Source organism: Streptomyces caeruleatus (assembly GCF_001514235.1).
Classification (GTDB): domain Bacteria; phylum Actinomycetota; class Actinomycetes; order Streptomycetales; family Streptomycetaceae; genus Streptomyces; species Streptomyces caeruleatus.
This window is the reverse complement of the sequence record NZ_KQ948938.1, coordinates 181,379-203,140: the sequence shown is the minus strand read 5'-3', so window position 1 is coordinate 203,140 and position 21,762 is coordinate 181,379. Positions and strand designations below refer to the sequence as shown.

Below are 21,762 nucleotides of genomic sequence, written 5' to 3'. Positions count from 1 at the left end.
TTGGAGACCACCGGCAAGCAGCTGCGCAAGCTCATGAGCTGGGTTAGCGACGACCACTAGCCCCCGCCACACCACCGCTCGGGAGGAGCGAGATGACAGAGACGACAGCCGCCCCGGAACGCGTACGCCGTACTGTCGACGACTATCTGGGCCCCGGCGAGAAACGGTTCTTCGGGGCCGGTTACAAGCGAGCCGATCAGATCCTCGGGGACATCGCGCTGGACGTGGGTCCGGACGGTGACGGGACCCTGCGGGCCCGGGCGTCCGTGCGCTACCCGCAGGACTGGTCCAGGAAGGGACAGCGGAACCAAGCACCCCACCTGAGCAGCATCGACGTACTGTTGCTGGCCGGTGAGGTCGCGGACCTGTACCTCGCCCACGCGCTCGGCCTCGACATCGGCCGCCGCAGCGAGATGCGGCTGCGCCGGGTCCGGATGAAGGCGGGGACGAGCCCCGTGGAGGAGGCGCTCGACGGGTTCGACGTTCGGGCGGCGATCACCATGCTGCCGGCAGAACAGGACGCCGAACAGCGGGTCTCCGTGGTCGACTGCCAGGTGGGGGCGCTGCGGGCCCGCTGCGAGATCGAGCACCCGGCCGGCACCGTACGCCCGGGCACGGGCCGCTACGACAGCCCGGACGACCTGCTGGGCCCCGCCGGACTCCGGCCGTTCCGGGCAGCTCACAAGTGCAAGAGTCAGCTCATCGACGATCTGCGGGTGGACCTCGCGGAGCAGCGCGCGCAGGCCATGGTGAGTTCCCGGACAGCGGCACCGGACGGGCTGCCGGTCCAAGGGATCGAGAGCTACAGCCACCAAGGCACGTCGATCGTCGACGTCTTCGTCTCCGCCATCCAGCTCGGGCAGATCCTGCTCTACGAACTGGACGGGGTACCGCGCTCCGAGAGCAACACCCTCTGGATGCGCCAGGCCACGCTCCACACAGGCGACACCCGGCGACCGGTGACGTCCCCCGCCCCGCTCTCCGTCCGGCTGTCCGAGCCCCGGCTGCTGACCACACGCGAAGGCGACACCTGGCGGTCCGTCGAGATCGTCGGGGAGCTCCAGCACATGTCCGTCACCTGCTCGGCCGCGCACCGGCTGCCGTAGCACCTCTCACGAGAAGGAACACAACGATGAACGGCGACCATCATTCGTGCACCCGACGGGGCCGGTCATGAGCCGCGCCGCCGTCCTCACCGGCATCGGAGCCATGGTCCCGGACCGGATGGTGGACAACGACGAGATCTCCACCCTGGTCGACACCAACGACCAATGGATACGCACCAGAACGGGCATAGAGCGTCGCTACTGGGCCGACCCCGGCGTGAGCACCGGCGACCTCGCGGTGGAAGCGGGACGCCGGGCCCTGGAGTCAGCGGGCGTCGACTCGGTCGACCTGGTCGTCATGGCGACCAGCACCCCTGATCAGCCGATGCCCGCCACGGCCCCGCGCGTCGCCACCGACCTTGGCCTCGGCAACATCCCCGGCTACGACCTCTCGGCGGCCTGCGCGGGATTCATCTACGGTCTGCACTCCGCGACCGGAGCGATCGCTTCCGGCAGCTGCGAGCGGGTCCTGGTGATCGGCGCGGACATCTGGTCCACCCGGCTCGACCCCGAGGACCGCGCGACCGCCATCATCTTCGGCGACGGCGCCGGCGCCGCCGTGCTGCGGGCCGGGGACCCGGAAGAGCCGGGCGCGTTCGCCGGGTTCGACCTTGGCAGCGACGGCGCACACAAGGACCTGGCCGTACTGCCCGCCGGCGGATCGCGCCAGCGGTCGCGCGGGGAGCCGCTGCGCGAGGCGGACAACTACCTCGCCATGCGCGGCAAGGAGATCTTCACCCACGCCGTGGACCGGATGGCCGGTTCCTCCACGGCCCTGCTGGAACGGATCGGCTGGCACACCAGCGACCTCGACTGGTTCGTCGGCCACCAGGCCAACGCGCGCATCCTGAACACCGTCGCCGACGTGATGCACGCCGACCGCGAGCGGGTGCTGCTCCATCTGGACCGGGTCGGCAACACCTCAGCCGCCTCTATCCCCCTCGCGCTCACCGACGCCGCGGCCGACGGCCGACTGCAGCCAGGACACCGGGTTCTGCTGACCTCCTTCGGCGGCGGCCTGAGCTGGGGCTCCACGGCCCTGCTCTGGCCCGACGTCGCAGCGCTCGCCCCCGCACCACGCACCTGAACCGGAAGTCGTGCCCCTGAGAGGCACCCCGGCAGCCCCTACGACATCCGACGAAAGGCACTCATGGACGCCATCGCGAAGCACATCGTGAACATCCTCGTGGAGAAGTTCTCCGTGGACGACGGCATCACCGCCGCCACCGAATTCTCCGCCCTCGAACTCGACTCGCTGGTCATGCTGGAGCTCTCCGTGATCATCGAGCGTGAGTACGGCCCGCGCATCCCCGAGGACGAGCTGCTGGAGGCCGGCAGCGTCAACGGCATCGTCGCGCTGATCAGCGCCGGCGCCCCGGCCGCGTGACGCCGTCGCCGTACCCCACGCCGATGCGACTCCACCCGCCCATCCCGTCGGACCGGCGTCACCGGCCGACGAGCACGCAGGAGACACCATGACGCTCAAGAACCGCTCAGGACAGCCCGTCCCCCAGGGAGAGCTCGACGCCCTGCGCACCGTCGTACGCGGTGACGTCCTCGGCCAGGAGGACGAGGGCTACGCCGAGGCACGACTGGTGTGGAACGGCTACTTCAACCGCAGCCCGGGGCTGATCGTGCGGTGCGCGGGCGCGGCCGACGTCGTCGAGGCCGTACGGTTCGCCACCCGGCACGACGTGCTGCTCGCCATACGCAGTGGTGGGCACAGCTATCCGGGGCACTCCACAATCGACGACGGCCTGGTCGTCGACCTGACCCGGATGAAGGGCATACGGGTCGACCTGCAACGAGGTGTCGCCATCGCCGAGCCCGGTCTGCTGCTGGCCGACCTGGATGACGAGACCTACCGGTTCGGGCTCGCGGTGACCGGTGGCCAGATCTCGCACACCGGTATCGCCGGTCTCACCCTTGGCGGTGGCATCGGCTGGCTGTGCCGGTCGCAGGGCCTCACCGTCGACAATCTCGTGGCCGCCGATGTCGTCCTCGCGAACGGCGAGGTACGACGCGCGAGCGCGGACGACGACGCCGACCTCTACTGGGCGATCCGGGGCGGAGGCGGCAACTTCGGCGTCGTGACGTCGTTCGAGTACAAGCTGCACCCTCAGGGCGCCTGCCGCACCGGCGTCGTGGTCTACCGAGGCGCCGATCACCACCGAGTCGCCGAGGGCCTGTCCGCGTTCGCCCGCACTGCCCCTGACCGGCTGGGACTGGCCGTGGGCTTCCTCGACCTGGAGGACGGCGAGACGGGCATCGCCATCCGCTATGTCGACACCGCCCCGGCCGATGACACGGACACGCTGATCGACGCTCTCGCCGGGTTCGGTCCCGAGCCGGTCATGCGGACCACGGAGACGATGGACTACCCGAAGGTCCAGCAGCTCGCAGACGCGGACATGGTGCACCACCGCCGCTACTACACCCGGTCCTTCATGATCCCCACCGTCACCGACGAAGCCCTCGTCACGCTGCTCGAAGGTTTCCGGGAGCGCCGGTCACCGCTGACCCAGGTGGGCTTCATGCTGCTCGGCGGACAGGTGGCGCGGGTCGCGCCCGAGGCGACCGCGTTCCCGCACCGGCAGGACGGCTTCCTGGTGACCCTCCTGGGCGGCTGGACCCACGAAGACGACGACGCCGCCAACACCACTTGGTGCCGCGAGGTGTACGACCGGATGCAGCGGTTCACTTCGGGCGGCGTATACGTCAACGAACTCCTCGACGAGGGCGATCGGCGGATCCTGTCGGCCTACGGCCCTGCTCACTACGAGCGGCTGTCCCAGCTGAAGGCCAAGTACGACCCGCACAACGTGTTCCGGGTGAACCAGAACATCAAACCGGCGCAACCGGCACGGCCTTGACCCTTGACCCGAACGAGCCGCCCAGGCGCACCGATTCGCCGATCTGCCCAGCTGCACGCGCTGAGCCGGGCGCCCGGGCGGCGTCCCGCTCGAAAGAACCACGATCAACGCAGGTGTCCCGCGCATGGGCGCGATCGTCCAGGACGACCCCGGCGGGCCGGAGGTGCTCCGGCCGACGACCGTCGACCGGCCGGTGCCGGGACCGACAGAGGTTCTGGTCCGGGTGCAGGCAACCGCGTCAATCCGACGGACTGCACGACCCATGTCCGTGGCGCTATCGCGGGCGGCGACGAGCATCCGCCGTTCACCATGGGCTTCGAGGTGCCGGCCTCCCTGCTGCCCTTCGACCAGAGCTTCGACATGGGCCGGGCTCGGGCCGCGTAGGTACGCGCCATGTTCATGCTTGTGGAGCTGGACCGGGCGAGGTTGCGCGAGATGGCGCACTGGTGGAACAAGGACTGCTGCGCGCCGAGATCGACGTGCTACTGCCCCTGGAGGGGGCGGCCGAGACGCACGCGCTTAGTGAGACCGGCCGGACCACCGGAAAGATCGTTCTCTCCATGACTGGAGACTCCCAAAAAAGGAAGACAGCCATGACCACGGCAACACCGACCGCCGGCGCGGTGGTCGCGTCCTTCTTCGACCGCTACGGCAGCGGAGACATCGCCGGTGCTCTCGACCTGTTTGCCGAGCACGTCGATTTCAGGGTCGGCGGGGCAGCCAACGTGCCCTGGGCCGGCGGACGCTCCACCAAGGAGGAGGTAGCCGACTTCTTCGCCGTTGTCGGCAAAGTACTGAGCCCGGCAGAGGAATTCACCATCCACACCACGGTCGCCGAGGGGCAGCACGTGGTTGTCCTCGGACGCAGCCGCTTCGGGGTGCGCGCGACAGGCAGGACGTTCACGAACGACTTCGCCCTGCACATCACCGTGACCGGCAGCAGCATCACCGTCTATCACATGTACGAGGACTCGCACGCCATCAGCTCGGCCTTCCCATCGGCCGCGGTGTGACATCCCGCGGCCGGAGGCATGCCTCCGTCTGCCCGCCACAGCGTCCACGGCGCTTTCGCCGAGGAGTCCGCTACATCGCATACGCACCCTCATCTGGCCAGGTCAGCGACCTGATGGAGTTCAGAAGTCGAAGCGGATCAGCGGCATGGAGACGCAAGCGGTCGGCTCCGCTTCACTCCCTGTTCGACCAACACCCCTCCGGTCTGCCTGATCTCCACGCGCCCCCGCGCACTGCGGGCCCGAGCCCAGAGCCACGGTGACGCCCAGCCATGACGCACCCTGGTCTCAAGGCACCGGCAGCGGCCAGCGGGCGGCAGGCGTCCGCCTTGGACAGCAGCTCCGCACGCGCCGCAGGATCGTAAGCCTCCACCCAACTCTCTCAGCGGAGGTCGTGAACCTTTCCGGGTGGCCGAAGCCTCCGATGCCCCCGGAACGGTTCAAAGGTCCACACGCCGGGTTTTTCAGCAAGGCCCCACCGGAGCCGTGCCGACTGCCTACACCAACAAACGCTCATCGCGGCCCGTAAACTTAATACGAAAAAACCGCAGGTCAGAGGCCTGACCTGCGGTTTCCCATGGAGCCGCCTTCGGGATTCGAACCCGAGACCTACGCATTACGAGACCGTGAGCGTTCATGTTGCGTGGTGCCTGGTCGTGCTGCCGAGTGACGTTCTGCCTGATCAGAGCACGTGCGGCTGATTGATCTGCGCTGTCTCGTATTACGTCGTCCAAAGGCGTCCGGCCACCGGGTGGCCACCGAAATGTGCACCGCAGGTGACAAGAAGCCAAGGTACCGGGGTTGTCGGCCTCCTACAGCCCCTCCGGCGGGTGGTCGTCTGCCCCCGGCGAATGGCTCCGCAGGAAGCCTCTTCAGCGTAAACGGTGCCGCCCCTCTGGCGGGCTGTTCCGGCGACTGTTCGGTCGGCGGCTGGTCGGCTGGGCTATAGATCACCAGGTGGCCACTGAGTCGATCAATGTCCACTCGACGGCTCGCCGGACGGCGGCCTGGTGTGACTCTCGAAGGGCGTCGTTGCGGCGCCCGCCTCGGGCATCGGAGGGTCGACTCGGCGACTGAGTCATATGGGCGCCGGCCGGACCTGCCGAACGTCCCGGGTTCGGGCTGTCTGAAGTACGGCACCGACGAAATGGTCCGCTTCAAGGCGGCCTACGTGTCGGGTGCGCACCGGCCCGCCGCCGGCCGAGCCGCGCTCGGCGTGCGCGCCGACCTCTACGGCATCGTCGTCCCCGAGTTGCAGCAGGTGATCGCCGAGTCGGTCGTCGCCGGGCGCTGGCCATTGCCGACGCGATCGCCAGGGTGACGGGACGGCTGCTCCCCACCCGCTCTCAGTAGCAGGGCAGGAGCCGGAGCAGTCAAACCGCTTCGGGATCTGAGGAGGGGTCACTGACGAAAGAGGACGTGGAGACCGGAAACCGTCCGGGGTCCTGCGCGTTTGCTGTGGCAGCGTGACGCGTATCACGCATCATGATTGAGTCAACTCATCTTATGAACGGACAGGTTGGAAAAGGTGTGACTGTAGGTTCCCCTGTGACCATTCTTGATCGTTCCTAGGGGGAACCTTGTCGCGTTCGCGCGCGAGATTTTTGGCCTCGGCATGCGCCGGGGTCACCGCACTCACCGTTCTCGGCACCGCCCCGTCGGCGAGTGCCGCCGCGCCAAAGGAAGCCTGCGCCGGCCTCTACAACGCCCGCATCACCTTCTGGGCGATGACGTGCAGCCAGCCAGGCGAGCCGATGATCGGTGGCTTCGCCACCTGGCGCAACATACCGATCGCTTTCGATCAGGTCGACACCGGGTCGGCGACCGTGCAGGCGGCCAACTACCTGCGCGTCAGCCCGAACACGTCGAGCAGTCCGCTGGCTCCCAACATCGAGATCGGCCTGTACGCGGAGAAGACGGGGAAGACCACCCACACCTACGGGCCGCGCTGGTCGGAGCTGACCACCAGCGGCGGTCGTACGACAGCCATCAAGGCCGGGGTCAACCCGACCAAGCCGGACAAGCGCAACCACACCTACATGACCGTCCGCCAGGGCAGCGGCAACCAGTGGGACGTGCTCTACGACTTCAACAAGGTCGGCTCCACCACCAAGCAGCTCAAGGTGCTGGGCGGCAACACCAACCGCATCGACGTGGGCCTTGAGGTGACCGGGCCGAAGTACATCAACGTCCCCTCGATCGCGAACCGCATGCAGTTCATGACCGGGAACAAGGCGTGGCAGCAGGTGGCGACAGCCAATGTGGCCAAGTCCGTCACGCTCCCCGTGTGCAGCACGACCCACAAACCGCCGAGCTGCTTCACCACCAAGCTGACCGACAACAGCAAGTTCACCCAGTGGACGGTGAGCAAGCCGCGCCGACAGACCGCCGCCGTGACCTCCCCGGCTGCCGCGCCCGCTGCCCCGGCGCACCCCCGGGATGCTGCCGCGGCCGGTCTGCCCGCCACGTTCAACGGCGTGGACCAGCAGGCTCTGCAAGCCTGCCTGGAGAATGACCCCGACAGCTGCCTGACCACCGTGCCCGGCCTGTCGGAGTGCGTTGTCACCCTGCGGATCTGCAACGCCGCCGCTCTGCCGTCGGGCGGGGCATCGGAGGACGCCGCAGCCGGCGCGGACGTCTCGGCCGCCGACGTCCGGGCCCGGGCCGCAGCCGCCTTCGACGTCCCGGGCGACGCCGTCGCCGTCGAGCCGCCCGCTTCACCCGCTGCGCTGAAGACTCGCGCAAACGCGGCTGATGGCAGCGGCGACGCCGCCTGGACGGTGACTTCCACCAGGTCCACCCCCGGTCTGCAGCGCGCCGACCGGCGCTTCGAGGGGTTCACCGCCCGCTACTCCGCATACACCGGCGCGCTGCTGGAGGCGTGCTGGGGCGACCTCTGCGATGCCTCGTGACCACCGTCATCACGACATGCCGCAGTTGCCCCGCCGCTTCCGCACGCCCGCAAGGAGTCCACGGGTGAACATACGCACCGCACTCATACGTCTCGCCCGCGCCACCGCCACCACGGCGGCGCTGACCCTACTCACCGCGGCCACCACAACCGCCACCCACGCAGCCCCGGCCACGAACGACCCGGCCCCCGCGGGCACAGCGTTCGTCGACGCCGCCTCCCTCCCCGCTGACGAACTGCGCGGCCTCGACCAGCCCATCCCGTACGCCGAATACGCCCGGTCCCACGGATCGAAGTCCGTGACGCGGCGGGCGGCGGCCGACCCGGCTCCCGGCGACCAACAGGATCTGCGCCAGCAGTGCGCCAACCACGCGGCGGCGGCCAAGACCGCCACCGGCTGGCTCAAGTCCCGCTTCGAAAGCTGCCAGAAGCGCCCCTTCGACCTCGTCCTGCGGGACGTCAGGGGCACCACCACGCTCGGCCGCCTCAAGTTCGACCAATGGGTCCTCGGCTTCGCCTACGACGGCAGCCGGCGCGTCGACTATGTCGCGAGCATCGAGAACATATGGGTCCAGCCCATACCCACCGAGGACGCCACGAAGTGGCGGATCGGCCAGCACTTCCACCACAGCGTCAACGCATCCAGCAGCGATGCTGACCCGCAGGTGACCGCGCCACAGACCGTGAACCGTGACGAACTGCTCGGTGTGTGGGACACCCAGCCCCACTGGAACCTCACCTACACCTCCCCGGACAAGGGCGCCCTGTTCGACCAGGGCAACCAGCAGCGCGTCTTCTCGACCGTCGCCATGGACCTGAGCGCCAGCTCCCCCAACGCCGCCCCCTTCACCGGAGGAAGCAACGTCTACAACTCCAGCGTCCGCTACGACTACGCCGGAAAGATCGCGGGCAAGTTCAAGGGCACGGTCTTCACCCAGGCCCGTGTGGAACTCGTGATGAGCCAGAAGGACCCGGCGGTCAACGAAAGCGCCCTGCACATCTACGACGCCCTGAACCGCCCCGAGCGCACCTTCCCCTCCTGGCCCGGCAAGAGCGTCCCGGGAGCGAAGGAACCGCTGCACCGGCTGGTCGACAAGGAGAAGCAGAAGAACAACCGCACCCGCTCGATCAAGGAATGCGGGAAGGTATGGGGGGACTACACGGGCACCGACCTTCAGTGCGACGAGTACCCCTTCGCCTCCACGAAGGAAGGTTCCACCAAGGGTGACAACCGGTTCTCCGTCCGGCTGATCGACGGCGACGACAATGAGACCGGCGGCCGCAGGCTCGACCAGATGTACACCCTCAACCGGATCCTGGACGGCGACGCCTTCTACATGAAGATCACCAACTAGCAGAAGGGCAGCGGCATCATGGCGCTCCTGGCCGAATACAGGTGCAAGGCCACACCGGCCCGCCGCGTCGTGGAGGTGTACGACGCCGACGCCGACCTGAGCAACGACGAGGCCATGGCCGCTGCCCGCAGGCAGGTGGTGGCCGGCAACGGCTACCACCTGTACATCCGCAGCCTGCAACCCGACATCGACGTCGAGGTAGCCATCCGTGTCTGGGACACGCCGCCGGGCCCGCCCGCCGATGCGGAAGGCCATGTCCCCGTGAGTATCGAGTCCGAGACCGGCATCCTCGTCGTCAACCAACTCGAGTACGGCCCCGCGGGAGAAACGACCCTGCCCCGCCCCGGCGTCTACGAAGGCCACGCCTGGTGGGAAGGCCGCCAGGCGACCGCCGACTACTACGAGAGCAGCCTCGGCCACCCCACGGACGACACCTTCGAAGACCACCTCACCCAGGCGTGGAAGAACTGCCCCGTCACCGAACGCTACGTCCTCGACCTCGCCTACACCCGCGACCCCGAACCCATCGTCGATGACGAAGACCTGTAAGAGGGTGCCTGCCGACAGCGGCCTCGCCGGAGGTCTGCGGCACCGAAGCCCTCCGGCTGATGGGTCGGCCGCTGCAGGCAGCCTCCACTCCTGATGCTCGTGACGGGGCGCTTCGACGGTGCGTGGGTCGTCCCCGTCACCCGAAGGTGCCCCCGCAGCCATGTCACCGAGCCGTGCACCACCCCCGGTGAACGAACCGCCGTGCCGGGCACCCACACCCGCCACCGAATCTGATCACGAACGTGGCCACCACCCATGCGGCCGTCCCCGACGCGGCCAAGACCGCCACCCTCCACCAGGCCTTTGACCAGCGCGAGTTGCCGCCCAGCGAGCATTACCTCGATTCCGGCCACCTCTCGGCCGCGCTCCTGGTGGAGGCGAAGAGCACCTACGGCATCGCGCTGGTCACCCCACTGCCGGCCGACACCTCCCCACAGGCCCTGGCCCGCGGCGGCCACCCCGACGTCATCGCCGTCGACTTCGACAAGCCTCAGGTCGCCTGCCCACAGGGGCAGAGCAGCACCTCGTGGAATACCTGCACCCAGCGCGGCACCGAGACGGTCGTCGCCGCGTTCCCCGTCAGCGTCTGCGGCCCTGTCCGGTCCGCGCTGTGCACGACCTGTTGAGCGCCAACTGTCACAGGTGTAGGAGTCGCTCTACGAGCGAGTTGTCGATCGTGCTCCAGGTGGAGCGCGTTGATCGTGGGATTGTCCGGTTGGCACAACCCTGCGGCCCCAAGCACGCCTGTCACCTCACGGCAGATCGGGACCCATGTGCACAATCGCTGCACGCTTGGCCACCACATGGCCACCACACCGAACCCGACAGACCCGAGCTGACCGGCAGCTCAGAACAAACAGCCAGGTCACAGCCCTGTGAACCGAAACGCTCACCGCCACTCGATCCCAGACCTACGCATTGCGATGCGTAGACCACAGGTGCCCGATTAGCCCGGATTCCAAGGTCACCCGAAAAAGGAAACCCCAGGTCAGAGGCCTAACCTGAGGTTCACCATGGAGCCGCCTTCGGGATTCGAACCCGAGACCTACGCATTACGAGTTTCCCTGAGGAATGGTCACCACAGGTCGCGCGCGGTCGTAATTGCTGGTCAGAGCGGCTATCAACCCTCTACGACCGTCTGTGACCCCAGGCGAACCGCAACTAGTACTGCAACTGCCCGTGGGCCCCCGACTCCGCTCATCTGCTGCGCGCAGACAGAGCGGCGCCGCCCGGAGCTTGGACCCTCCGAACGGCGCCTTGATCCGACACCTTCCGATCAAGGAGTCAGACCCATGCAGGACCCTATCCGCAGCATCACGCTGCCCACGCTCGATCACGGGGACGTCGTCCTCGCCGAACCCTCGTGGTGCGCCGGCCATGCTGACCACCGGCCCGACACGGCCCGCGTGGAGATCCTCCACTGCGGCCCCGATGTCGAACTCACCTTCCGAGGCCGGACCGTCATGGACGCCAGCCTCGTCCAGTCCCCGTTCACCACCAACAACGTGCCGGAACTGGACACCCCCACGCCCGGAATCTCCGTCGGCCCCATCGGCCGGACGCTGGACCCCGCCAGCGTGTACGAACTGGCGGCGGCCTTGGACGGGTACGCCGACCGGTTGCGCGACCTCGCCGACCAGCTCGCCCGCATCCTCGCCGGGGGTGAGCAGTGATGGGGCTTCTCTCCTGGCTCGTCGGTGGCAACGACCGCCAGCTTGCCGAGACCTCCTACAGCGGCCGTGAGTCGGCCTCCGACCGTGCCGCGCGCAAGCGCCGTGAGGGCCACCGGAAGTCCATCGCCAGGGCGGCCCGCAAGGCGGAGCAGTGGGAGCAGCAGGACCGGAAGCGCTTCGGGGGTGGACGGTGAGCGGCCGTAGCCACATCCCGCGCCCGACCGAGCGCGCCGCCCTCGCGCGAGCCGCCCGGAGGCCTGCCGAACCCGCCCCGGTGCCGGTGCTGTTCGCCGCGCTCCTGGTGGCGTACGCCGTCCGCGACCGGAACGGCATGCGGCTGTTCGCGCACGCCATCGCCAAGAGGGGTGGTGCGTGATGGCTGCGATGTCCCGCGAGGTCCGCAGGATCGTCGTCGCGCACCTCACCGAGCGCCGCATGGATCCCGCGCAGATCGCCGCTGAGCTGGGCGTATCCCGGGAAACCGTGCGCAGAGACCTGCTCAACCCGCCCCCGCCGGCACCCGCCGCAGCAGGGCCGGATGTGGCAGATGGTGAGGACCTCGTGTTGCGGCTCGATGAGCCACTTCGTGAGTCGCTCACGGTCCTCCGCGAGGTGTGCAGCGGCCCGGACACGGTGGCTCAACGTGTGGCCGCAGCGCGCGCCGCGATCCACGCGACCGCCGACAGCATCCGCGAACGCCCGCCCGTCCGGACGTAGCCGTGCTGGCCGCGTTCTTCGCTGTCGCGGCTGTGGGCGGCCTGGCAGGTCTCTGCTGGGTCGCCCCCCGCGCCGTGCCCGCCATCTCTGGCACGTGCGCCCTGATCTTGACCCTGGCCGCGTTCGGCGCGGTCGTCCTCCGCTGAAGGACCCCATGAACTACGTGACGTACGGCGGCGTGACCGTCGGACTGTGCCTGCTCATCCACCAGGTCATCACCTGGTGGCCCGGCCGCAAAACGCTGATGAAGGATCCGGTGAAGCACGCGGCGAAGCTGCTGCCCTGGCTCGCCTCCTGGGCTTACGGCTGCCTCGCCACCCTCGGGGTCGCCGGGCTCATCGGGACCGCGTCCAGCGCCATCCTGGGCCTGTCCAACTGGCTCGGCGACGCAGCCCTCGTGTGGGGTGTCGGCGAGGCTTCCGGCCAGCTCGCCGCACGCGAGACCTTCGTGCCCCTGACGGGCCCCGGGGCCTGCCTCGTCCTGATCCTCACGGCCGCATTCATCGCGGCGGTGAAGAAGGCCGGCGAGGACGGCGCAGGCACGCTGAAGCGGGGCGCCTGGTGCGGGATCACCCTGGGCACCAGCGCGGGTGTGGCTGGGTTCGCCGCGGTCCCGCTCGCGCAGGCTGCGAACCTGCTCGGCGACCGCGTGTACGGGGCGTTCTGATGGGCCGCAAGAGGCAGCGGGCCGAGGAACCAGACGAGACCGATGAGGGGCGCTCGCCGCTCGCTGGGGCGTTCGTCCTGGCCGTGCTCGGCGGGGTCCTGGTGGCGGTCGCGTTCGCCATTGACGAGGCGGTCGGTGTCCTCCTGGTGGTCGTCGGCGGGTTCGTAGCCCTGTACCGGTCGGCGCGCCGTATGTCCGATTCGTCGGCCCCTCCCCCACCGCCCCTCTCGGGGGATGTTTACGCAGCTCATAGCGATGAAATCGACCGGATCCAAGAGGGGCCGGGGGAGGGGTTGACGATCTTGTATCCGAAGCCCGTAGAGGAGCAGTAGCTCCCACGTGATCGGCGGCCCTGGGGTCTCTGGGGAGAGTTTCCCCGGGCCGCTTCCTGCCCCATGAGAACGGCCCACGAGCGCGGACAGAGGTACGCGTCTCGGGGGCCGTCCGTTTGCCCAGCGCGGACACAGGAACGCGCCGGGCGATCGTGAGCCCGCCCCGCCGGAGGTTTCCGGTCCTCCGACGAGGCGGGCGATCGAGCGGCCGCCCCCGACGGGGGAGGAGACGGCCGCCGTACATCCCGCTACCGGCGCGGTCGGCGTCGCGGCCGGGAGCGGGGGTCAGAGGCGGGTCCCGACCGCGACTCGGTCGTTGCCCGCCAGGGTCGGCATGGCCCGCATCAGGATGAGGAGACGGCGCTCGTCAAGCTCCCCCACCGAGAACAGCGTGTGCAGGCCGATGCCCACCATGCCCAAGACGAGGCCGAGGAACGCCCGCTGGACGTCGTCCAGGCCGAGGCCGTACAGACGGCCCATCAGCCCTTCCCAGTGACACACCGGGCCGTCCTCACCTTCCACGACGAGGAGGCGGCGCACGTTGTCGAGGGCGAGGATCGTCTCCTCCTCCACTAGGGCCTGGGTGGCCGCACGGCCACGGTTGTACGTGGCCGACGCGAGCAGCTGCTCGCCGAGCGTCGGGGCGTCGGGTTCATCGGTCTTGGTGGGCATGCTCACCTGTGTCTCCCCGTGTCTGGATGTGTGTGGCAGGCCTGCGGCGCTGTGGCCGCTTCGGGCAGTGCGGGCCGCACTCGTAGACCTCGACACTCAAGTCGTGGACGCCGCTGAATCCCTCGGCACGGCCCGCCGACCGGGCGCCCTTGTCCAGAGCGGCGCGGCACCAGCAGCAGGACCAACCGGAGTACTGCGCGCGGGTCAGGTCGTCGACGGGCGGCGGCTCGGGTCGCCACGTCACGGCCGGTCCGCGAGCGGCACGAGGTCGTAGGCCTCGCGGCACGGCCGGCACGCGAAGTGGCGGCCGGCAGTCCCCGGCCCTGAGCCCTGCTCGGCGACGGCGACCAGGCGCACGCCCCGCGCGTTGCCCTGATGCCACGCACACCAGCCATATCCAGTGGGGGTGTTGGCGAGCGGGGCGGTCTGCGTATTCTCCGACATGTCGACTCCATCCAGTCGGCCATGCCCCGGGGCCGTTCGCGCGGTCGCCGGGGTTGATTGTCCTGGCCAGCGTCTTGTGACTCCTGGTGTCGAGGCGATCCCCTACCGGTAATCTCACGGTGGGATGGGATTCCATCCCGCACGCGATACCGGGGGCCGCACCATGGGAACCGCGCTGGAGCCGATCGAACTGCCCGACTGGGCATGGGAGCGCGCCGAGGTACGACAGGCCCTGAGAGCCCGCGATATAGGCGCCGTGTTCCGCCACGCACAGCAGTACGCCGGCGCGAGCCAGGCCCGTATCGCGACAGCAACCGGTATGACGCAGGCCCGCGTCTCCGAGATCATGAGCGGTCGCCGGGAAGTGTCCCGACTGGACGTGTACGAGCGGGTCGCTGACGGCCTCCACATGCCCGACGACGCTCGTCACCTCCTGGGCCTGGCCGCAGGCAGGGAGAAGCGTGCGGGCGGCGCAGCGTTCGACCTCGCAGCGTTCCCCGAAGTCGTGCGCGTGTACGCCGCGCAGAACTCCGCGGCTGTGGAGATCCAGCAGCAGGCCCGCGAGGCCACGGAGTTGGACGTCCTGGCCGTGCGAGGCCTCGGGCTGATTGGGCTCAATGATTCCTTGCTGCGCGCCTGTCTGCCGCGCGATCAGGGCGGCAAGGGCCTCCGCGTCCGGGTCGCCCTTCTGGACCCCGACAGCGAGGCCCTGGCCCGTCGTGCGGCCGAAATCGGGGAGTCTGCCGAGTCTCTTGCTGGCGGCGTACGGCTCGCCGAGGCGCGGTTGCGGGAACTGGCGGACGCGGGCGACGTCGGCGTGTGGCGGTACCAGATGCTCCCGACCTGGCGAGTCATTCGCACGGACGGAACGATGTTCGTGGGCGCGTTCGATGCAGGGTGGGAAGGGCACGAGTCGGCGATGTACAAGGTGATGGAGACGCCGCACGGCCCGCTGTACCGGGGGTTCAGGCGGATGTTCGAGGCGGTCATCGACGGCGCTGAGCGCACGGTCTGACGAGGAAGGAACCGCACGTGATCGAGGCGGAGTTGAAGGCGCGCGTGCACGCGCCCGAGGCGGTCATGCGGCAGCTGGACGAGCGTGCCGAGGCTCGTGTCGAGGTGTACCGGGACACGTACTACGACCGGCCGGACGGCTCGCTGGAGAAGGCCGGAGAGGAACTGCGGGTACGAACGGTCCACGGCGCGGACGGCACACGCACCGTGCTCACGTACAAGGGCGCCGCGGTCGACGCCGAGTCCGGGTCGAAGCCCGAGCACGAAACCCGTGTCGAGGACGCGGACCAGGCGCACGCCATCCTTCGGGGCCTGGGTCATGTCGAGGTGATCGCGTTCGAGAAGCGGTGCCGGAACTACGACTTGGAGGCGCGCGGCCGGCAGATGCTCGCCACCCTCGTGAGGGTGCCCGAGATCGATGGCACGTTCCTGGAAGTCGAGACCCTCGTCGACGAGGGCGAGGTGCCCGCGGCCCTGGACGATATCCGCGCGGTGCTCGCCGAGTTGGGGATCGGCCCGGAGGACCTGACGCGGGAGACCTACACGGGCGCGGTGGCGGCCCAGCGACGAATCTGACGAACGCGGCGGCGCCCGGTCCTCGAGGGAGGTCCCGGGCGCCCGGTCAGGTCTAGTGCCTCCAGCCTCAGTCCTCCAACTCCCGGTGCTGCTCTCGGTCGGCGTAGATCTCGCGGACGCGGGCCGCCAGTGCCTCGTACGCCGCCTCCCGGGCCTCACGCGGCGTGGACTGAAACGACGCCTCCTCGGCGAACAGTTCATGCTCGTAGGCCTCGTTGAGCTCTGAGGCCGCCTCCACAGCCTTCGCTCGGATCTCGTCCGACAGGATGAAACCGGTCTGCGACAACACGGCCGCGTGGGCGGCCTCGAACGCCTCGACTGCCCCGTTGAACTGCTGTCTTAGTTCGGGCGTGAGCGCCTCTGCCTGCTGCGCTTCCTTGTAGGACCGCAGGGCCGATGAGGCGTCATGGAACGCGTCGACGGCCGCGCGGAGCAGTCCATTGACCTCCACAAGGTGTTCCAACTCGAACGCCTCGCGGCGGTCGCGAACCGCCTTCTCGCGCTCATGCTGCCGGGCTACTTGCTCTCGGCGGTCCTGCCGGGTCTGCGAAAGCAGGTCACGGCCGAACGCCGCTACGAGGCCGAGGACGAAAGTCACCACTGGCCACACAGAGTTGAACCATTCGGGCATGTTCGGCAGCGTAGCCCCGCCTACAGCCCACGCCGACCGGCTCACCGATCGTCAGTGCCATGGGTCAGCCCCTGCGGAACTCGATGACGCCGGGCCGCACCTGCACACCGCGGTCGCCGGGCTGTGCGTTCGGGTCGTCCTTGATGAGCGGCCAGTCGTACGCCTCCTGCGGCTTCGGCAGCGGCGTGAAGTCCTGCCGCTCGAAGCCGCGGTAGGGGCCGCGCCCGGCGATGGCCTCGCGCAGCTGGCGGACCTCGTCGAGGTAGCCCTCCTGGTCGACGTGCTGCTCGGTCCAGCCGCGAAGGATCGGTTCCTCGGAGTGGTCGACGGCGAAGGTGAGGACGGCGCGGCGTATCGCGTCGTCGTCGAACCGCTCGGCCTCGGCGAGCAGGCGGGCCCGGCCCGCGGTGTCGGTCTCCTGGGCCTGGTTCCATGCGGTGCGGAAGGCCTGCATCAGCGTGGCCTTGTCCGCGGGGGACGTGCCCTCGGGGATGCCGGGGCCGACTGGCACGAGACCTTCGAGGTGGGTGAGGCGCTCGCGGCGCCGTTCGGTGAGCCGCTCGTACGCCTCGGCGATCTCGCGAAGGTGGGTGTCGTACAGGTTGCTGACCTGCTGTGCCTTGAAGCGGGCGGACGCATCGGGGTTGCTGCGGATGGGGCCGGCCTTCGCGACGAACGTCTCCTTGGAGGCGCGGGCGGCGAGGTGGTCGGCGTCCTCGTTGGGATGCGTCATCGGTGCGGGGATGGGCATTGTCAGGCGTCCTTCCGGATCAGGTCGTGCAGGTCGAGAGGCGTCTCAGGGGCGCTCACCGTCCGCTCGCCCATGCGCTTGGGGCCGTACGGGTCGCCGTCGTGCGTGATCGGGCGGGCGCCATCGAGGAGGAACTCGCGCGGGTACTGGCGCATGGCCCGGTGCACCAGGGACGCGACGAGGCGTCCGCCTTCGAGGTGACGCCAGGTCTTGGCGCCGATGGCCACCGCGTCACGGCTTCCGGCGGCGATGCCGGCCTCGGTCGCCCAGTAGGTGACGCGCTCGTTGTGGGCGTGCGCGGCCTCGCAGAACGCTCGGAGTGCGGTGTCGAGGGCGTTGAGGTGGCCCAGGAGCTCGGCGGTGTGGTCGAGGTCCACGGGCCCCTCAGCGCGGACGCGGGCAAGGCGAGCGGCCTTATTGGCCTCACGGCGTGCCGTCTGTACCTCGGCGTAGCGGCGCTCGGCGGCGGGCACGAGCAGCTCGGCGTGCTCGGCGGCGGCGCGCAGCTCGGTGAGGCGGGCGGGGGTGACGCTGCTCGGGTCTGCCTCGGCGTCGGCCAGGTCGCGCTTGGCGTCGGCGGCGGCCTGGCGGGCGTCGGGGACGATCGCGGCGACCTCGGCGTCGGTCATCGCGAGCGGGTCGGCTGGCTCTGTGGTGGTGGCGGGCATGTGGTCGCCTCCCTGTGGGTGCGGACGAGGTAGTCGGCGTCCTCGGCTGACCACCGGCCCCACGCCACGCGCGTGATGCCCTCAGCGGCGGCCAGCCGGAGGACGTGGCGCCCGGTCACCCCGAGGCGGCCGGCGAGCTCCCCAGTGGTGACCAGGCGGTCACTGGCGCGATCGTGGGGCAATGTCCGGTTGCCGTGCCCGGAAGTGGACATGTGTGCGAGAGCGGCCGTCCGCAAGTCGTTGAGGGCGGCCATGACTTCGGGGCGGATGTCGTAGCCACTGGCGCGGGTCTGACGGGCGTGCTCGCGCAGGGCCAGCCACAAGGGGTAGGCGACGATGCCCGGGACGCGTACGCCGTCCTCGTGCGCGTCCTGGGACGGCTCAGGCTGCGTCGTCACCGTCGGCGCCGTCCTGCGCCTGCACACGGTCAGCGAGGCGCCCCACGGGCGCGGGCGCCATCACCAGGACGCGCACGAACAGCGGCCAGTCAGCAGGCCAGAACGCGTGCGCCTCGCGGCCGGCCTCTCGGTGCCGGTCGACCTGCGGGACTGGCTTACGGCGGCCCATACGCAGCCACAGCATGATCACGCGAGGGCCGCGGACCAGGATCAGCGAGGGGTCGTCACCGCGCTGATTCTCGCGCTGCGGAACGAACACGGTGTACCGGTGCTTACGGGCCTCGGCCATGACGCGGTCGTTCCACTGGAGTTGTGCGGGCTGGAGTCGCATGGTGCTCCTGAGCTGGGGTGATGGTGTCTCCACGCGCGCGCGTCACGCGGCGCGGCCGGAACCGGATGAGCGCGGGTCGCTCATGGGGTGTCTGGGGGCTGTTCCTGGCGTCTGGCGGCCTGGTTCCGCAGCTTCTGGGCGTGGCGTCTGGCGAGGCCTCTACGTCGTGCTTGGGCGAGGTCTTCACGCCTCTTGGCGGCGGCCTGGACGCGGATGCGGGCGGCGGTGATGCGGGCTTGTACGGCCTGCTCGACAGCGGAGGTGGATTCCATGGGGGTTCCCATCGATGTGACGTCTGAGGTGAGCGGGGCGCACGTTCCCCCCTCTGTAGAGGGGGTGGGGAACGTGCACCTAGGGCGCGTGCGGGTGCGTACACCCATGCGTGCGGCTGTGACCTGGGGGTTCGCTCGGGCCGTGCGGCACCGTGCGGGATGCGTGTGGGTGTACGGCGTGCGGGGGCCGTACACCCCTGCGTGCACCCTCGCGCCGGTCATGGCGTGGCTGCCTGAGCAAGGAAGTAGCGCGTCGGGTTACCGGGTGAATCCGGATCAACTCGCGTGAGCTGGCCCGAGCTGACGAGTTTGTCGAGGCGCCGGCGGGCCTTCATCTTCAGCGCAGGTGTGACCTTCTTGGTCTCAAAGATGGCTTCGGCGGCTGAGACCGCGGTGAGGCCGTGGACGCCGCCGAGCCGTGCCATCTCCAGCAGGTCGGCGGAATGACGCACGTGGGTGGTTCCGGCCTGGTGGTCGTGGACGAGTTGGAAGGGGCCGACCTCGTCCATGGGCTGCTTCAGGTGGCGGAAGGTCACCACGGGGTCTCCGGCCTCGCCCCAGAGCAGGGCGATGGAGCCAGTGCCGGAGGTGATCCAGACGGAGCCGTAGATGTCGGCCATGGTGTTCGGGGCGGTGCCGTTGGGGCCGCGCTTGACGAGGTGGTGCAGCTCCAGCACCTGGACGCCAGCGGCGAGGGCCTTCTGTCGGGCCCGGTTGTACCCGGATCCCACGCCGTCGTCGGAGAGGCCGACCGCGGCGTCCTTGAGGGAGTCGAGGACGACGGTGTCGGCGCCCGCGCGCTCGCACATCGCAGCGAGGATGTCTGTGCGCTGGGCGAGGTCGAACGGCGGCGGCCCCTCCCACACCACCAGGCGGTCATTGAGGTACGCGGGATCGTCGCCCGCGAAGATCCGGTGACCTGCTCGGCGAGTCTGGGACGGCCGGTCCATGGCGAGCAGCAGCACACGGCGGCCGGGGACGACAGGGAACCCGAGGACGCCGTCTTGGAGGCCGAGGCGGGCGCGGATGAGCTGGTGCGCGAGAGTCGTCTTGCCCACACCCTGGGGTGCCGCGATGAGCAGGGCCTCGCCCTCCGCCCACAGGACTTCGCTGCCGTGCCCCCATACGGCTGGTGGGGTCTCCGGCACGTCCTGGAAGAACGCCCCGCCCGTCTTGAAGGCGGGCAAGGCTGCGGCAGCGGGCGCGTCCTGCGGGGCCGCGCCGCGCTGCTCAAGGTCACTCCAGTCGATCGTGTCGTCCGGAGCGCCGAGCAGCCCCGCCGCGCGGACTGCGGCCGGCGGCAGGACTGCGTCGTCGTACGTGGTCACTCGTTCCCCTGAACCTGATTCGTGGGCAGGTCGACCTGCTGTCCGTTCACGAGGTGCCGGTACCAGCCGGGGCGTCCCGGGATGGCGACCGGAGGCCAACCGGTGGTTGCGGTGACCTCGCGAGGCGGTCGGTTCTCTGCTCGGGCCTTCTTGGCTCGGATGTCTGCCGCGATCTGGGCGGCGCCGCGAGCGCGAACGATGCGGGAAGTCTCGCGGCGGGCCTCGTCGGTGATCTCCCGCCACCAGGCCTCCGGGTCGTTGTCCATGAGGTCGTCCAGGCGTGCCCGTTCGTCCTCAACGCGGCGCCACAGCTCGGCGGCCTCCAAGGTCGCGGCGTACGTGCGGCGGTCGCGAGGGTCCAGCTGGAGCCAGGCGGGCGAGCCGTAGGGCGGCCAGGAGTCGACGTGCAGGGCTGCGATCTGGGTCTCGGCGCGGAGGGCGGTGATGTCGCCTGCCATCGCGTTGTGCGGGACTGCGCGCAGGGGCCGCCCCCGCCCGGCAAGCGCCAGACGGGGACGGCCCGAGTCTGCGTGGCCGGTCACTCGCCGACCTCTTCGGCCAGCTCGGCGAGCAGGATGCACAGCGTCTGGTACGTGCGCTTCGGGTCGTGCGACAGGGCCAGGGCTCGGCTCATCGCGCTGGCGGCGAGGCTGAACGCTTCGTACCCGCGGCACTCCTCGAGGGGGAAGCCTCCGACCTCGGGGCGGGCAAGGTGCCGGGCCTGCTCGTCGATGAGCACCTCGGCAAGCTGGTCGCTGGCGCCGTGGAAGTTGGTGGTCGTTCCGGCGAGCTGGTCGCGCAGGGCGGCGCGGATGGCGGTCTCGGCTCGCTCCATGGAGGTGACGGGCTCGGGGTGCTCGCGGGCCTGCTCGGCGAGAAGCGGGTGCGGGTGGCCGGTCGGCGCGAGCGCGGCGGCGATAGCGGGGCTACTGGCGGCCTGTCGGTGGGTGGCCTTAATCTGGGCCATGAGGACTCCAATCGGCGGCCGGGGGCTGGACCCCCCGGCCGTCAGTGCGTTCAGGCGATGGACGGGACGTTCTCGACAGAGGCGGCCGGGGCTGGACCCCCGGCCGCTTCGCCGTTCTGTTCGGCGTCGAGCCGCTGGACGTACTCGTGCAGGGCATCGGCCGGCACCCGGCGGGAGTGGCCGATCTTCACGCTCCGCAGCTCGCCACTCTTGATCAGGGCTTTGGCCGTGGAGAGCCCAACGCCGAGCAGCTCCGCGGCCTCGTTGGTCGGATAGAGGATCCGAGACATGCGATCTCCAGTGAAACGGCTGGCTGACCAATCAACCAGGTTGCTCACTCGAAGGTACAGGGTCGCAGCAGGTCATGCAAGGGTGTCCAGGTTGTTCACGCAGGTTGCGCATTCAGTTGCTCACTGCCATGCTGAGCGCCATGACGGATGCGACTGCCTGGCGCGTTTGGTGCGCCCCCGGCGGGTGGGTGCGAGCCACTCACCCCGTTGATGACACGACGGTCTAC

The 21,762-nt window shown here is 69.5% G+C and carries 30 protein-coding genes; 18 read left to right on the top strand and 12 right to left on the bottom strand.

Annotated features, from left to right (window positions below; translation table 11 throughout):
- Positions 1-92: 92 nt before the first annotated feature.
- The 16 genes from AQJ67_RS36065 (at position 93) to AQJ67_RS36000 (ending at position 13,193) form a co-directional block, all read left to right on the top strand.
- Positions 93-1,106 carry an AvrD family protein gene (locus tag AQJ67_RS36065; RefSeq protein ID WP_062723681.1) on the top strand — a complete coding sequence of 338 codons (1,014 nt, stop codon included), beginning with the start codon at positions 93-95 and terminating at the stop codon, positions 1,104-1,106.
- Between the two features lie 67 nt (positions 1,107-1,173).
- Positions 1,174-2,193, top strand: coding sequence for a beta-ketoacyl-ACP synthase III (locus tag AQJ67_RS36060; protein ID WP_062723708.1), 1,020 nt, complete (start codon positions 1,174-1,176; stop codon positions 2,191-2,193).
- Positions 2,194-2,256: 63 nt separating this feature from the next.
- Positions 2,257-2,493 (top strand): acyl carrier protein, encoded by a 237-nt coding sequence (locus AQJ67_RS36055; RefSeq protein ID WP_062723680.1) that lies wholly within the window; start codon positions 2,257-2,259, stop codon positions 2,491-2,493.
- Between the two features lie 88 nt (positions 2,494-2,581).
- Complete coding sequence (locus AQJ67_RS36050) at positions 2,582-3,979, top strand: FAD-binding oxidoreductase (RefSeq protein ID WP_062723679.1); 1,398 nt, start codon at positions 2,582-2,584, stop codon at positions 3,977-3,979.
- Between the two features lie 446 nt (positions 3,980-4,425).
- Positions 4,426-4,992, top strand: a complete 567-nt coding sequence (locus AQJ67_RS36045) for a nuclear transport factor 2 family protein (protein WP_244190700.1) — start codon at positions 4,426-4,428, stop codon at positions 4,990-4,992.
- Positions 4,993-6,001: 1,009 nt separating this feature from the next.
- The gene (locus AQJ67_RS46070; protein ID WP_079056384.1) at positions 6,002-6,310 is read left to right on the top strand and encodes a hypothetical protein; all 309 of its coding nucleotides are present in this window, start codon (positions 6,002-6,004) and stop codon (positions 6,308-6,310) included.
- A 406-nt stretch (positions 6,311-6,716) separates the two neighbouring features.
- Positions 6,717-7,901 carry a hypothetical protein gene (locus AQJ67_RS36040; RefSeq protein ID WP_244190699.1) on the top strand — a complete coding sequence of 395 codons (1,185 nt, stop codon included), beginning with the start codon at positions 6,717-6,719 and terminating at the stop codon, positions 7,899-7,901.
- Positions 7,902-7,965: 64 nt separating this feature from the next.
- Positions 7,966-9,255, top strand: coding sequence for a NucA/NucB deoxyribonuclease domain-containing protein (locus AQJ67_RS36035; protein WP_062723677.1), 1,290 nt, complete (start codon positions 7,966-7,968; stop codon positions 9,253-9,255).
- An 18-nt stretch (positions 9,256-9,273) separates the two neighbouring features.
- Positions 9,274-9,804: a hypothetical protein gene (locus AQJ67_RS36030; RefSeq protein WP_062723676.1), complete on the top strand. Its 531-nt coding sequence runs from the start codon at positions 9,274-9,276 to the stop codon at positions 9,802-9,804.
- Positions 9,805-10,046: 242 nt separating this feature from the next.
- A complete protein-coding gene (locus AQJ67_RS36025) occupies positions 10,047-10,430 on the top strand; it encodes a hypothetical protein (protein ID WP_062723675.1) in 384 nt (127 codons plus the stop codon).
- A 666-nt stretch (positions 10,431-11,096) separates the two neighbouring features.
- The gene (locus AQJ67_RS36020; protein ID WP_062723674.1) at positions 11,097-11,477 is read left to right on the top strand and encodes a DUF6907 domain-containing protein; all 381 of its coding nucleotides are present in this window, start codon (positions 11,097-11,099) and stop codon (positions 11,475-11,477) included.
- Positions 11,477-11,671 carry a hypothetical protein gene (locus AQJ67_RS36015; RefSeq protein ID WP_062723673.1) on the top strand — a complete coding sequence of 65 codons (195 nt, stop codon included), beginning with the start codon at positions 11,477-11,479 and terminating at the stop codon, positions 11,669-11,671. Before AQJ67_RS36020 ends, AQJ67_RS36015 begins: the two co-directional genes overlap by 1 nt.
- Positions 11,668-11,853 (top strand): hypothetical protein, encoded by a 186-nt coding sequence (locus AQJ67_RS46065; RefSeq protein ID WP_079056383.1) that lies wholly within the window; start codon positions 11,668-11,670, stop codon positions 11,851-11,853. The genes AQJ67_RS36015 and AQJ67_RS46065 overlap by 4 nt, the downstream gene beginning before the upstream one ends.
- Complete coding sequence (locus AQJ67_RS36010) at positions 11,853-12,194, top strand: helix-turn-helix domain-containing protein (protein ID WP_062723672.1); 342 nt, start codon at positions 11,853-11,855, stop codon at positions 12,192-12,194. Before AQJ67_RS46065 ends, AQJ67_RS36010 begins: the two co-directional genes overlap by 1 nt.
- Before the next feature lie 154 nt (positions 12,195-12,348).
- Positions 12,349-12,861: a hypothetical protein gene (locus AQJ67_RS36005; RefSeq protein ID WP_062723671.1), complete on the top strand. Its 513-nt coding sequence runs from the start codon at positions 12,349-12,351 to the stop codon at positions 12,859-12,861.
- Positions 12,861-13,193 carry a hypothetical protein gene (locus AQJ67_RS36000; RefSeq protein ID WP_062723670.1) on the top strand — a complete coding sequence of 111 codons (333 nt, stop codon included), beginning with the start codon at positions 12,861-12,863 and terminating at the stop codon, positions 13,191-13,193. Before AQJ67_RS36005 ends, AQJ67_RS36000 begins: the two co-directional genes overlap by 1 nt.
- A 285-nt stretch (positions 13,194-13,478) precedes the next feature.
- On the opposite strand, the gene AQJ67_RS35995 is transcribed toward AQJ67_RS36000, so the two are convergent.
- Positions 13,479-13,865: a hypothetical protein gene (locus tag AQJ67_RS35995; protein ID WP_079056382.1), complete on the bottom strand. Its 387-nt coding sequence runs from the start codon at positions 13,863-13,865 to the stop codon at positions 13,479-13,481.
- A gap of 240 nt (positions 13,866-14,105) precedes the next feature.
- Positions 14,106-14,309, bottom strand: coding sequence for a hypothetical protein (locus AQJ67_RS35990; RefSeq protein ID WP_062723668.1), 204 nt, complete (start codon positions 14,307-14,309; stop codon positions 14,106-14,108).
- Positions 14,310-14,472: 163 nt separating this feature from the next.
- Here AQJ67_RS35990 and AQJ67_RS35985 point away from each other — a divergent pair, with 163 nt between their 5' ends.
- A complete protein-coding gene (locus AQJ67_RS35985; protein ID WP_062723667.1) occupies positions 14,473-15,324 on the top strand; it encodes a helix-turn-helix domain-containing protein in 852 nt (283 codons plus the stop codon).
- Between the two features lie 17 nt (positions 15,325-15,341).
- Entirely contained in the window at positions 15,342-15,899 is a 558-nt protein-coding gene (cyaB, locus tag AQJ67_RS35980; protein WP_062723666.1) for a class IV adenylate cyclase, read from the top strand.
- A gap of 67 nt (positions 15,900-15,966) precedes the next feature.
- On the opposite strand, the gene AQJ67_RS35975 is transcribed toward cyaB, so the two are convergent.
- From AQJ67_RS35975 to AQJ67_RS35935, 10 genes are all read right to left on the bottom strand, one after another.
- On the bottom strand, positions 15,967-16,530 hold the full coding sequence (locus AQJ67_RS35975; RefSeq protein WP_159058897.1) for a hypothetical protein: 564 nt from the start codon (positions 16,528-16,530) through the stop codon (positions 15,967-15,969).
- A 64-nt stretch (positions 16,531-16,594) separates the two neighbouring features.
- Positions 16,595-17,281, bottom strand: a complete 687-nt coding sequence (locus AQJ67_RS35970; protein ID WP_062723664.1) for a hypothetical protein — start codon at positions 17,279-17,281, stop codon at positions 16,595-16,597.
- 2 nt (positions 17,282-17,283) lie between these two features.
- A complete protein-coding gene (locus AQJ67_RS35965; RefSeq protein WP_062723663.1) occupies positions 17,284-17,949 on the bottom strand; it encodes a hypothetical protein in 666 nt (221 codons plus the stop codon).
- A complete protein-coding gene (locus AQJ67_RS35960) occupies positions 17,907-18,347 on the bottom strand; it encodes a hypothetical protein (RefSeq protein ID WP_062723662.1) in 441 nt (146 codons plus the stop codon). Before AQJ67_RS35960 ends, AQJ67_RS35965 begins: the two co-directional genes overlap by 43 nt.
- Positions 18,331-18,678: a hypothetical protein gene (locus AQJ67_RS35955; protein WP_062723661.1), complete on the bottom strand. Its 348-nt coding sequence runs from the start codon at positions 18,676-18,678 to the stop codon at positions 18,331-18,333. Before AQJ67_RS35955 ends, AQJ67_RS35960 begins: the two co-directional genes overlap by 17 nt.
- A gap of 80 nt (positions 18,679-18,758) precedes the next feature.
- Entirely contained in the window at positions 18,759-18,950 is a 192-nt protein-coding gene (locus AQJ67_RS46055; protein WP_079056380.1) for a hypothetical protein, read from the bottom strand.
- Positions 18,951-19,168: 218 nt separating this feature from the next.
- A complete protein-coding gene (locus AQJ67_RS35950) occupies positions 19,169-20,278 on the bottom strand; it encodes an AAA family ATPase (protein ID WP_244190698.1) in 1,110 nt (369 codons plus the stop codon).
- Positions 20,275-20,736 carry a hypothetical protein gene (locus AQJ67_RS35945; RefSeq protein WP_208615100.1) on the bottom strand — a complete coding sequence of 154 codons (462 nt, stop codon included), beginning with the start codon at positions 20,734-20,736 and terminating at the stop codon, positions 20,275-20,277. Before AQJ67_RS35945 ends, AQJ67_RS35950 begins: the two co-directional genes overlap by 4 nt.
- An 80-nt stretch (positions 20,737-20,816) precedes the next feature.
- Complete coding sequence (locus tag AQJ67_RS35940; protein ID WP_062723659.1) at positions 20,817-21,245, bottom strand: hypothetical protein; 429 nt, start codon at positions 21,243-21,245, stop codon at positions 20,817-20,819.
- A gap of 50 nt (positions 21,246-21,295) precedes the next feature.
- Positions 21,296-21,535, bottom strand: a complete 240-nt coding sequence (locus AQJ67_RS35935) for a helix-turn-helix domain-containing protein (protein WP_062723658.1) — start codon at positions 21,533-21,535, stop codon at positions 21,296-21,298.
- Positions 21,536-21,762 lie beyond the last annotated feature (227 nt).